At 44.2% G+C, this 12,017-nt stretch carries 7 protein-coding genes; 2 read left to right on the forward strand and 5 right to left on the reverse strand.

Annotated elements, in window-relative coordinates; genetic code table 11:
* The first annotated feature begins 55 nt into the window (after positions 1 to 55).
* Complete coding sequence (locus MSG93_RS15285; RefSeq protein ID WP_005231901.1) at positions 56 to 493, forward strand: universal stress protein; 438 nt, start codon at positions 56 to 58, stop codon at positions 491 to 493.
* A 64-nt stretch (positions 494 to 557) separates the two neighbouring features.
* Here the strand turns inward: MSG93_RS15285 and MSG93_RS15290 are convergent, their stop codons facing one another.
* Positions 558 to 1,070: a hypothetical protein gene (locus MSG93_RS15290; protein ID WP_324622394.1), complete on the reverse strand. Its 513-nt coding sequence runs from the start codon at positions 1,068 to 1,070 to the stop codon at positions 558 to 560.
* Between the two features lie 97 nt (positions 1,071 to 1,167).
* Positions 1,168 to 1,485 (reverse strand): MGMT family protein, encoded by a 318-nt coding sequence (locus MSG93_RS15295; protein ID WP_324622395.1) that lies wholly within the window; start codon positions 1,483 to 1,485, stop codon positions 1,168 to 1,170.
* Between the two features lie 91 nt (positions 1,486 to 1,576).
* On the opposite strand from MSG93_RS15295, the gene MSG93_RS15300 reads away from it, so the two are divergent.
* The gene (locus MSG93_RS15300; protein WP_324622396.1) at positions 1,577 to 2,305 is read left to right on the forward strand and encodes a metalloprotease; all 729 of its coding nucleotides are present in this window, start codon (positions 1,577 to 1,579) and stop codon (positions 2,303 to 2,305) included.
* On the opposite strand, the gene MSG93_RS15305 is transcribed toward MSG93_RS15300, so the two are convergent.
* From MSG93_RS15305 to MSG93_RS15315, 3 genes are all read right to left on the reverse strand, one after another.
* Positions 2,302 to 4,029: a CapA family protein gene (locus MSG93_RS15305; protein WP_324622397.1), complete on the reverse strand. Its 1,728-nt coding sequence runs from the start codon at positions 4,027 to 4,029 to the stop codon at positions 2,302 to 2,304. The genes MSG93_RS15300 and MSG93_RS15305 overlap by 4 nt on opposite strands.
* Positions 4,030 to 4,048: 19 nt before the next feature.
* Positions 4,049 to 5,713, reverse strand: coding sequence for a poly alpha-glucosyltransferase (locus MSG93_RS15310; protein ID WP_324622398.1), 1,665 nt, complete (start codon positions 5,711 to 5,713; stop codon positions 4,049 to 4,051).
* A 116-nt stretch (positions 5,714 to 5,829) separates the two neighbouring features.
* Positions 5,830 to 12,017: BapA/Bap/LapF family large adhesin (locus MSG93_RS15315; protein WP_324622399.1), on the reverse strand; the 6,188-nt coding region annotated here is incomplete at its 5' end.

Below are 12,017 nucleotides of genomic sequence, written 5' to 3' on the forward strand. Positions count from 1 at the left end.
AGCAAATTTTATTGTCTCAATTCAATGCAAAATCATAAATATAAGGAGTAACAACATGGCTTATCAAAAAATCTTAGTGGCGATCGATGACTCCGAAATTGCTGCGAATGTCATTCGTGAAGCAGCTCAACTGGCGAAGGCCTTGGACAGTGAAGTGACTGTGGTTGAAGTCATGGCACTTGATCCTTATCTGGCAGATGCTTATATCCGTATGGGTCAAAGCAATGATTTGATTGAACGTGTTCGAGGTTATGTTCAGGATAATTTAACGAAAGCCGAGCAAAAATTTGAAGAGCATGGCCTGACGGTGGCCACACAAATCCTAGAAGGCTTTGCCGTGCATCAGGAAATTATTGGCGCAGCGCAAAATCTAGGTGCTGACCTGATCGTGATGGGTTCACATGGTCGTACAGGCTTTAAACAGTTTGTCTTGGGTAGCGTGGCACAAAAGGTTTTGGCTGAAAGCCATATTCCAGTATTGATTGTCCGCTAGAAGGTAAATACTGCCGGATTGATAAAAAAACATGGTAAAGGTTTACCATGTTTTTTATTTTGAATTATTGAGTTTTTAATTCAATAGGGTTGGCTTTTTCTAAAACATCGTTCGAAATTTCACTGGTAGATACAATTGTTAATGATTGACCCTTAGCCTGAAGTTTCTCTTTATTCAAATCATTTAAAACAACATTCGTATCTTTGGTATTTAAGCTATACATCGCACCAGTTGCCGGATCGATAATGAGTAATCCTAAAATACCACCGAATAGAATATTTCCGACATACCAGCCGTTTACGCTTGAACTTACGGTAATTTCTTTCTTTTCATAGCCTTCTTTTTCAAAAATAACCGTATATCGTTCAGGAACAAAGAAGCCGGCCCCGCGATTTAAACTGACCGTAACAGGTGCTTTACCCACATGAATTTTTTTCCCATCACGATTTAAGATCGTAATATCACTTAAATCTGGCGTACTTTGGAACGTCATGGTTTGGGTTTTACCCGAAATGATGCTGGCACAACCAGATAAACTGAGAACAACAGCCCCACAAAATAGAGAAATTTTTTTCATTTAAATACCTAAAACACTAATGTAATTTTATGTATCCAAGTGTAAATAAACTGTAAAATAATTTCAACATATTAATTCTGGTTTAGTCTGAGATTATTTAAGGCTGCCAGCCAAAGGTTTTTAAACTGACCTTGCCATTTAATAAATAGATCCCCTCTTGTTCTAATAACATTTGTTGAACATTTTCACCACGCTGATTGATACGAGTTACACTGATTTTTCCTTGAGAATTAATCACACGATACCACGGGATTTCACTTTGCTTGTCTAAATGCTTGAGCACATAACCGACTAAACGCGCATGTTTAGGCAAACCCGCCAACTTGGCAATTTGTCCATAACTTGCCACTTTGCCATACGGAATCAGGGCAATCACTTCCAAGATTTGTCGATGTAGTTCATTGGTATCTTGCACAATACAACCTATAAAAATCTGCTAAGATGATAAAAATCATGCGAAAATGCTAAACACAATAATTAAAACTCTACGACTTGAGAGAACAACAATGCGGTTAAAACTCATAGCGCTGACAGTATGCTGTCTGGTCTTTAGTGCGTCCTGTACCACACAAAAATCACCTGTAAAAATCACACCTTATAAATATCACGCAGGTGCTTCAGATGACTTGCCTGTAGTCAATGTCAGTTTTATTTTTACCACCAATCGTCCTGAAGCCCAAGCTTTTGATAGCAAAAAGCAAATGTATAAAGAGCTGGGCATCCTGAACCAGTATTTTGTCGATGAAAATAATCAAAAAATCTTTAAATTCAAATTCCATCGCTACTATTCTTATCAGGACTTTAGTAAACGAAAATGTGATCTGGCCAATCAACTCAATCAGCCCAGAGCCTTGATTGCCGATAATATTCCTGGTGCAGTAAAAACCTGCTTTCCCCATCGCAAAAGCAAGGAAGTGCTGTTTTTTATTTATGATTCCTACGGCGATAAACTCAAATATGCCGATGTGACCAGTTGGGGCTTTAGAAACCAGGGTCAGCCTTTTATTCTAATTGACTGGGAACGGCTGAATTACCAGATTCAGGCCGCCAGTGTACACGAGATGGGGCATGCTTTTGGCTTAAGCCATGTCTGTGCGCCGAAAGCCACCAAAGCCACACCAACCAATATTATGACCAGTTATGACTGTAAACTCGGTAGCGGTGGCTTACGTAATCTCGGCTTCACCCAAGAACAGCTCAGTATCATGCTCGAGAATTACAAACGTTATCCTTAAAATTTCAGCTGGATATAACGACCCAAATGATCTTGTCCCAACCTGTAATCTGCCGAATTGAGTTGACCGGTTAAAAAAGCCTGTGCTTGCTTGAATTGTGCTTCATTTACAGGATAAGGCTGCCAAAAGCTGTGTAAATTATCCGTGAAGATGGGATAAAGCTGTACGCTTTGCGCCTTTAAATTGATTCGAACCACTAATCCATACGGCAAAGCCTGATACTTTTCAAACTCGCCATTGCTATTAAATACGCCATTGCCAATTCCGAATATTACCGGTTTATGCTGAATATACTGTATTGGCTGCAGAGTATGCGCACCATGACCAATCACCAGATCAGCACCGATCTGGGTTAACACCTGTGCAAGCTGTTCCTGTTCAGGATGTGTACTTTTAAAATCCACACCCCAATGACAAATCACAATAATCTTATGCTGTGGATATTGCTGTCGATACTGCATGATTTGCTCAAATAGAATGGCATTAAGACTTGCTACACCAGCACTCTGCCCCAATGCATAAAAGTCATGCGCTTGATAAGCCGTCTGCCGATGCCAATAGCCATTAAAAATGGCAACTGTTTGCTGTTCAGCATGAATTTGCAGGCACTGATGCGCCTGCTGTTGATTAGCCCCCGCCCCAATAAAGTTGATCCCAGTCTGATCTAACAACGCCAAAGTATGTACAAGGCTTGGAGTACCATAATCCTTTAAATGGTTATTGGCGAGACATAGGGTATTCACATGCACGCGCTTAAACTCGGCCAGCGTTTGCTTAGGTTGTGCACCCAAAATAAAGGCTTTTTTATCTATTAATGGTGAATCTTGGTCAATATTAAACACGGCTTCAAAATTGGCAATATTGATCTCATCTTCATGGAAAAACGGTTTGATCTTCTCAAAAGAATGCGCATAGCCATAACGTTGTAGCGCATCGTCTATGCCTTTGTTTTTTCTTTTATGGGTATAAAACTCACCGAAATAGGTATCGCCAATGATATTGATCCATTCACTTTTTGCCTGAATCTGTTTGGCAGGCAATAAAGCAGGTTCAAAATAGTGATAATACGGCAGCAGATAGTCAATCCGATGCAAATTATCCAAGAGATGAAAAATGCCTAGACTCTGATTTTCATGGCGATAAGAAAAATAATAATGTTGCTGCTGATCTGAGAGAATCAGGACAGCATCGAGCTGGCAACAGCTTAATACAGCGCTGAATGGTGCAATCTGCTGCCCTGCAAGCTTGAATGTTTTGACAAATACCGTATGTAATAAGGACAAAGGCATGTTAAAGATGGCTTCGGCAAGACCTGATAAATTTTGCAGGGTATTCTGTACATGACGGCCTGGATCAGGCAGTTGCAATCCAAACTGCCGGGCAGTCTGCGCTATCTGGATTTGAGCCTGCTGCCAATCGCCAAACAAAGCACAACCAAGTGCCTGCTCGTGCTCAAGCCTTTGGGTAAAACTCCAATATTGTAATAGTGCCAAAACAGAAGCCCCCTGTTTCAGTAACTGTCCCTGTTGATGCTGCTGTTCAAACGGCTGCTCGATTACTATCTTCTGCTCAAGTTGCACCTGACCTGCAACAATAGCTTGCAAAGCCAGATAAACTAAAATCCAGTCTCCACAGTCGCCTGCGATTTTAGTCTGCCAAAGCGGATGCTGAAAATTTTCATTGCCGATCTGGCTGATGATCTTGATTTCTTGAGGAGAGCGCATGGGTTTCATCCTCAATGTTTCAGTTTTCAAAATGCTGAACATAGGCCACATAACCGGAAAGATTATGTTCCTGATCATCAATACGGACACGGAAGCGGTCATGCCGGACATAAAAGGCATTCAGACACTTTTCAGGACAGGCCATATACATGGCCACTTCAGGATAAAAAAATCCGGTGCGCTGAAAATCGCTACGAAACTCGATCAGCTTTTTTAAATCCTCAAACTGAGCCTGTGCAAATAGCTCATGCAAACCCAAATCCCGAATCCGGCACAGCATTTGATAAGCCGCCATCATCATTTCCAGCAAAGTGGCATAGGCGGTTTTACGATTGCGGATAAATACCAGATGCCTGCGATAATTGTTGATCCCAAATTGAAAATATTTTTCCTCCGGACAAATTTTGGTGAGCTCATTGCTACAGTAACTCAGCCAATGGTCATGATAACGATCATATTTTTGTTCGATAAAGCGTTCAAACATGCGCTTGACCGTGCTTAGCAGCTTTTCATCAGCCTGTAGCTGATAAAGTCGTAATAAAGCCAAGGCCGCTTCACCGTCATAATAAATAATGCGAAACTTTTCTTTCACGCTATAGTCTGGGTAATGCAGGACATGTACGGTTTCACCTGCAGCATTGACCATCGATAAAATACCATTGGCCAAGGCCTGGGCAAATTTCAGATAATGATTATCCCCTGTCATTTCCTGATATTTACTCAACATCAGAATTGCAGCAGCATTGGCACCCAGCTTGATTTCATTCAGTTGGCTGAGATCTGCGCCATCTAACATATAAGCCAGACCACTTTGCTTTTCGATATAAAAATGTTTTAAGGCATATTCAATGGCTGTCTGGATTTTTGTGATTCTGTACGGGTGTGGGAAAAGCGCCAATGTCTCAATCAAGGCATAGGTCGAAGTACAATGCCGCACTGTGTTATAGCTACGGATGTCACGGTCATAGGCTGGAAAAAAACCATAGATAAAGCGTCCATCCGCCTGAATCTGCTGTTCAAGAAACTGGGCGTTGCCCTCAATCATGTGCATGAAATGCTGTTTTTTGTCATCTGTTAAGTAACGTACCCCATGTTCAGTGAATTGACTACGGAGAGGTAGCAACTGTCCAGATTCATAAAATACAGCATGACTATCGAAGCTCCAGACCTGCTGGATATCACTGAGCTGGACTGGATGCGCTTGATGCGGATATTTCTTTGAAATACTGGCATTCAGATTATCTTGATCAAAAAAATTGGGCGTGTCATAGCTCAAGCCACGGATGATGGCCTTGCCATACAGTTCCTGTTCCAAAAAACAGGTCTGGAAGTGCTGATCAAAACTGATGCCTTTACGATAGTGATTATTATGCAACTGGCATTTTATATCTTGTTCGATTTGCTGCCAGGATGCTGCCCGTATGTTAAACGCCAGATCAAATTTTAACAATTCTTCCAGTTGCCCCTGCTGGTTGAATTGTTTATCCAGAAAAGTAAATAGCGCCTGTTGTGCAGGTTGTAACTCAGTCAATGCAGTATTCCAGACCTGGCAACGTTGGGTTCTTGCGCCATAGGACAAGAAAATAACCGTATGGGTTAAACCCAGATGTTGCTGAACCTTTTCAAAGTAAGCACTGAGTTGATGTTTGAGTTGTTCAAGTGCTGAAATCGTCGTAATCGTCATGTCTTCAGTTGTTAGAATTTTTAAGCGTTTTAAACAAGATAGCACAATTTTTTAGGATCTTCTCAAAATGAAAAAAGAGAACCCGAAGGTTCTCTTTTTATAGAAAGGATTGAGGATTAGTAAATGATCTGGTTGTTATTTAACAGCGTATTCAGATCTGTTGTCACCCCTTCAAGTACCAATAATGGTGTATACGTACTGCTACCAAGGATACCAGGATCACCATTACGATCGATTTCAATCGTTGTATTACCACCACTTGTGGTTACACGGAGGTACTCGCCAATATTCAGTGCATTTTGATCACCATCCAACAGATGCTGGATATCGATCTTGTCTGCCTGATCATTGTAGTTCGCTGCACCAGTATTGGTGTTGCCAACAACAAAGTCTGTCCAGTGATCAACACCATTACCGCCTGTATTTGCACCATTACCCGCTGATGCCGCACTACCATTCAGGATTTGGAAGATCAAGGTATCTGATCCGGTACCTGTGGTGAAGGTATCATTGGCAGTTGTACTGGTATAAAGCAGGTTGTAATCCGTATGGGTCAAATCAATATTCAAGGTAGAAGTTGACTCGACACCTGTTGCAGAAATGATCTTGTAGTCAATGCTATCCGCCGATGTTAAATGTGTAGTCACATTGACATCATTTGGACGGTATTCATAGGTACCATTGGCCTGCATGATCAGGATACCGTTACCGGTATTGATACTCTGTCCAATCGCATCGACATAAGATCCAGCGACGCTATCCCACACCTGAAGTTTATAACCTTCATGTGTTGGAAGACCTGTATCCGCAACCCCACCAATATCATCTCCGAGTAACACGTTACCGTTAATCCATTCAGAGCTGTATTGATTCAGATGAATTGTGGTTGTGGTGACACTTGTATCCAAGGTAGTTGCGCCTAGAGATACGCCTTGTAAAGTGTATTGAACACGATACAGACCCGCTGCCAGATAATCGACATTGTCCTGGAAGGCCACACTGCCCGCCTGAATTGTTGCCAGACTACCCAAGGCAGTTTGTGAACCAGTGTAGATAGTATTGGTCCAGGTCACTCCACCATCGGTACTGCGTTGAATCACGTAACTGACTGTTGGCAACAAACTCGCAAGTGGTTGAGCCGTATAAACTGCCGCCAGATCAATATTGGCCATTGTTCCGGCCGCTACCGTAAAGCTATTTGAAGTCACCGAAGTTGAACCAATGAGATTGACCGTAATATTCGGACTATCGACATCAACAGCTGCATCTCTGCTATTCGAGAAGTCTGTTGTTGCCACTGCATTATCAGCATTGGCTGTGAATTGAACCACACCATCATTGCCAGGGTTGACTGTATCCCAAACCACAGTTGCATCAGGTGAACCGACTTGAATATGCAATTGCGCCGTATCCGTCGCACCGGTCAACACGTCACGGATGGTATAGGTAAAGGTATCAACTTTACCCACCGCACTTAAATCAGTGGTATTTGGCGTATAGGTGTACTCGCCGTTGGCAGAGATCACCAAGGTACCATAAGCCCCAACGATGGTTGTGTTGGTTCCGATGGTTTCAGTTGGCGCCCCAGCAACTTCTGAAGTGACTGTTGAAACCTGTGTAGTCAAGGTAATTGAATCACCTGTTAACACATTGCCTTCAGCCTCAATCGCAGTATTGGTCGGTGCAACGGTATAGTCGAAGTCATCTTTCACGACACTCATGGTACCCAAGATACCGACGCCCACACCGGTGTAGACCATGAAGGCGCGGTATTCACCCTGACCCAAGTCAGGTACGGTTACACCAATACCACCACTACCTAATAAACCGATGTTGAGTAAGCCTGTGCTTGAACCGCCATCAATGTTATGCCAGGTTCCATCTGCTGCTTTTTCTTGCAATACCACCTTGTAGTCATTGAATAAGGACAGTGAAACTGTTGGTGCGTAAGAGAAGGTCACATCCGCGCCATGTCCAGCTGCAATGCTGAATTTCACACTTGGTGTGCCCAGTAATGAAAGGTTGAGGTTCTCAGACAATCCAACCAGTAACAGATAACTTGCCGAACCGACGGCAACACCCAACTGACCTTGTGGAACAACATCAATACCCGCAGACACCACATCATCAATCGCATCTACAGGTGTAGCCACGATATCAGCTGGTTGTGACGGATCCGCCGGATTCCAGGTCATATCGACCGCATCGCTGTCAATATGGAAGTACAAGGTGGCTTGCGATGAATTCACACCATCCGTCAAGGTATAGGTAAATTGATCGACTTGGCCCACACCACTGGCATTGGCAGTTGGTTGATAGCTGTAATTACCATTTGCATAAATCGACAATGTACCGTAGTCACCGATAATGGTTGTAACACCCGTCGCATTCACTGCATGTGCAACACCATTGAATTCAACGCTGGTGATGCTACTGAAGCCAGAGGCTGTATCTGCATGTCCATTGAGACCAATGTCATGGATCACGTTACCTTCCGCAGCTTCTACGCTGTAACCGGTGATGTTGGCTGCATCAAATACATCTTTCTGAACAGAAAGCGTACCGAGCAAGCTGACACCGATACCGCTACCCGCATAGGTCATAAAGGCTCTGTACTGACCTGCACCTAAACCATCTAATGTGATTGAATTACCACCAAAGGCTGCAAGGCTTAGTAAATCAGCATCGCCTGTAACATGTACAGCTACCCATTGGTTGGTCGCAGTATCAAATTTCTGAACCACGAGTACATAGTCAGCAAGCAGGCTTGCGTCGATTAATGCACTGTAATTGAACGTCACATCATTTAAGGTGTTGTCAGTCAAGGTAAAGCCGACGCCTTGTCCGCCCAACTGGAAGTCAAAATTCTCGGTTAAGCTTACTAAGGCCAAATATAAGTAACTGCCTACCGCAACATCGTTGCCAATTTGCAGATATTCCGGATTAATCTCAGCAACTGCAAGGTCATCTACCGCAATCACTGGCGTACTGTTGCCAATGGTGAAGTCCAGACTTGCACTTGACGAGTTACCGCCCAATGGATCTGACAAGGTATAAGTGAAGTGATCCACCAGACCTAGATTTGCATTGGTATTATTCGGTGTATAGATATAATCGCCATTTGCAAATATTTGCAGTGTTCCGTATTGACCGACAATGGTTGCACCATTGGTGAGATCAACTGTGGTTGTTACACCATTGAACGTTACAGAACCCACAACTGTGTAGCCTGTGACTGAGTCGGCATTGGTACCCACACCTAGACCAGTAATCACGTTGCCTTCTGTCGCAACGCCTGTGTAATCCACTTGTGTTGGATCAAAGACATCCATGCTACCCGTCAATGTGCCCAGGATACTCTTACCGTATAGACCGTTATAGGTCATGAAGGCACGGTATTGTCCTTCTTCCAGACCTTCAAGTACCACACCTGGTGTTGCATTCAAGCCGATACCCAACACGCTGAGGTTAAGTAAAGAGGCGTCGCTGCTACCGGTAATTGATTCCCAACGGTTTGTGACTGTATTGAATTTCTGTACAACAAGCTGGTAATCGCCCAATGCGCCTTCATTAATCAGACTGCTGTATTTGAAGGTCGCTGTACCTTGCTCACCCGCAGCCACATTGAAGTTCACTGTGCTGTTTACGAATGGTAAAGGTGCTTGGAGGTTGATCCCTGCCAACGATAGCAATGCAAGGTAAGTTGCGCTGCCCAGTGCACGATCATCTTCAATAAGATGCGGTTGCGCACTAATTCCAGCATTCACGGCATCGTCTGCTGCAATAATGGTTACGGTTGCAGGTTCTGATGGATCCGCTGGGTTCCAGTTCATATCGACAACTTTACTGTCGAGGTGAACATAGAAGGTCGCTTGTGAAGTCGTACCTGATGCCGGATCTCGTAAGGTGTAAGTAAACTCATCGACCTGTCCTAAACCAGCACTATCAGGATTTGGTGTATAGGTATAGTCACCATTTGGATAGATCACCAAGGTACCGTGAACTCCTGGCACCGTGGTTGGAGAGCCAGTGATGGCAACACCGTTAATTTCACTGATGACACTATTTGGTGTAGCAATGTCGATTGCACCATTGGTATTTGGATCAGAGATCAGGTTACCGTGCGCTGCAACAACATCGTAGCCAGTGATCACCGCAGGGTTGTAGAGATCAACCTCACCGTTCAGGGTAACACCGACTGCGCCACCTAACAGACCATTGAAGGACAAGAACGCTCTATATTCGCCTTCGGTCAAGCCCGCAATTTGTGCGGTTGGTGTGTTACCTAATAAGGTCAGATTCAATAATGAACGGTCACCGGTACCATTCACCGCTTCCCATTGACCGGTTACTTCATTGTATTTTTGCAATACAACATTGTAGTTACCGAGTGCCGATGCGCCAATCAGACTGTTGAAGCTAAAGGTTGCAACACCTTCTTGTCCAGCAGCGACATTGAAATCAACGGTATCCACAGTCAGCAATTGCAGGTCGACCAGATTTCCGACATTCAACAAGACACCGTAGAATGCTGAATCTGTTTCTGTACCCACCAATTGGTATTGTGGATTGATTTCCACTTCCACCAAGTTGTCCGCAGCACGGATTGAATCGAATACAATATTCAGATTTGCTTCTGTCGTCGCACCTGTGACCGGATCGGTTAAGGTATAGGTGAATTGATCTGTTTGACCCACACCCGAGCCATTCGCGAACGGAACATAGGTATAACTACCATCTTGATGGAAGGTAATCGTTCCATATTGACCATCGAAGCTTTCACCATCGGCATCAATCGGATGACCATTCACCGAAGAAACAATCGTGGTCGATGTAATTTGATCGACTTGTCCAGTTGGATCTGGATCAAGGATCACGTTACCTTCTGCATTGCCGACTTCATATCCGCCAGGGATCGATAGATCATAGTCATCCATCGTCGCAGACAAGGTACCAAGTACACCAACACCTAATAAGCCATCGTAAGTCAAGAAGCCGCGGTATTGTCCCGCTTCCAGACCTTCGAGTACGACACCTGGAACATTTCCGATGCCAAGACCGAGTAAGTGCAGGCTAAGCAATGAAGCATCGCTATCGCCGTGGATAGATTCCCATTGATTCGTCGTCGTATTAAATTTTTGTACCACTAATTTATAGTCGGACAACAATGCAGCATCAATTAAGCCACTGTATTGGAATGTCACAGTACCTTCATGCCCAGTCTGTACATCAAAGCCGATTGAGTTACCACCAAGTTGAAGATCAATGCCTGCCAATGAAGTTAACAATAGATATGACGTACTACCCAAGCTCACATCATCTTGTACCAATGCCGGTTGTGGACTAAGCACTGCATGTCCAATGTTGTCATAAGCAATTAAGGTGCCGGTGTTCACCGTATAAGTGACATCACCAGTGACATTACCGACGTTACCTGCTGCATCTGTCGCCTTAACAGTAACATTAATCACTTTATCAGCATCGGCAACCAGCTCCGCACCAGCTACAGAGATACTCCATAGACCGCCCGCTTGAACTGTAGTGCTGATATCCACACCATTTACATTGACGATGACTGCATCACCAACCGTAAACTCTCCAGTGACCGTACCACTAATGGTTTGGTTTACTCCAGCTTCAGTTGAATCAACAATATTGTCTCCTGTAATCGGATCAATTGTGACCGTCGTTGTAGAACTATCTGGTGGCGTAATATCCACTGTATAGACTTGGGTATCGGTGATGTTACTGCTGTTACCTACCGCATCGGTGAAGGTGGCTGTAGCCGCAATGGTCTTGTCTATATCCGCCAACAGGTCACTGCCTGCCACATCGGCTGTCCATGTACCCGCTGCTGCATCTACAGTTGCAGTATAGGTCACGCCATTGATGACGAGTGTCACCACTGTGGTTGCTGCATCTGCTGGGATACCGGTTAAGGTACCTGTGATGGTCACTGTACCAGCTGATTCTGCTGCGTTAAGAACGTTGTCTGCTGTGACAGCATCAATATTCAGTGTCGCACCAGTGGTATCTGGCGGAGTGAGATCAACTGTTTCTGTACCTGGTACAGACGGGTTACCTGCAGGGTCGGTTGCAATCGCAGTGATGGTATCACCATCCACCAGACCGCCCGGGTTTGGTACAGTCCACTCGCCTGTTACTGGATCAGTCACCACATCAACGGTGCTGCCATCCGGGAAGGTCACAGTCACGGTTGAACCTGGTTCTGCCGTACCGGTGATTGGATCGGTACCATTGACCGGATCAATCTCTGGGGCATTCGGTGCAGTCACATCCACTG

The organism is Acinetobacter sp. IK40 (genome assembly GCF_035615075.1).
GTDB classification, from domain to species: Bacteria; Pseudomonadota; Gammaproteobacteria; order Pseudomonadales; family Moraxellaceae; genus Acinetobacter; species Acinetobacter courvalinii.

Bases quoted from the DNA above. Each gene is read 5' to 3' on its own strand.
- MSG93_RS15290 (WP_324622394.1), bottom strand. From the start codon at position 1,070: ATGAAAAAAATTTCTCTATTTTGTGGGGCTGTTGTTCTCAGTTTATCT.
- MSG93_RS15310 (WP_324622398.1), bottom strand. From the start codon at position 5,713: ATGACGATTACGACGATTTCAGCACTTGAACAACTCAAACATCAACTC.
- MSG93_RS15285 (WP_005231901.1), top strand. From the start codon at position 56: ATGGCTTATCAAAAAATCTTAGTGGCGATCGATGACTCCGAAATTGCT.
- MSG93_RS15300 (WP_324622396.1), top strand. From the start codon at position 1,577: ATGCGGTTAAAACTCATAGCGCTGACAGTATGCTGTCTGGTCTTTAGT.
- MSG93_RS15305 (WP_324622397.1), bottom strand. From the start codon at position 4,029: ATGCGCTCTCCTCAAGAAATCAAGATCATCAGCCAGATCGGCAATGAA.